At 41.6% G+C, this 505-nt stretch carries 1 protein-coding gene; it reads left to right on the top strand.

Annotation, left to right across the window (positions count from 1 at the left end):
• Positions 1-505, top strand: a 505-nt coding sequence (locus ACSU6B_RS29370) for an IS110 family transposase (RefSeq protein WP_410889972.1), incomplete at both ends; no start/stop codon positions are given.

Here is a 505-nt window from a genome sequence, read left to right as displayed (position 1 = left end):
TAAAGCCAGTTATATCCCTGACCGAAATCAACGTGAATTGCGTGAACTCGTCCGATATCGTCGAAGTATTATTGAAGAGCGTGCCAGACAACATAATCGAATCCAAAAAGTGTTAGAAGGTGCGAACATTAAATTGGGATCCGTGGTTTCAGATGTGTTGGGTGTTTCAGCACGAGATATGCTTGATGCCATTGCCGATGGTGAAGAAGACCCAGAAAAACTAGCAAACTTCGCTCGACGCAGCATGAAGAAGAAGAAAGAAGAACTGGAACTCGCCCTAAAAGGTTATATCAATTCACATCAACGCCTCATGTTAAAAACCATTTTAGGTCATATTGATTTTCTTACTGAGCAAATCGAGATGCTTGATAAGGAAGTTTCGGACAGAGTCAGCTCTCATCAAGAAGATATATCACGATTGGATTCGATTCCTGGTATAGCGACCAGAATGGCTGAACAAATTCTTTCCGAAATTGGGACTGATGTGAAGAAACAATTCCCCACA

This window comes from Neobacillus sp. C211 (assembly GCF_051842875.1).
In the GTDB taxonomy this organism is placed as follows: Bacteria; Bacillota; Bacilli; order Bacillales; family Cytobacillaceae; genus Neobacillus.
This window is presented reverse-complemented; position numbering and strand designations above follow the sequence as displayed.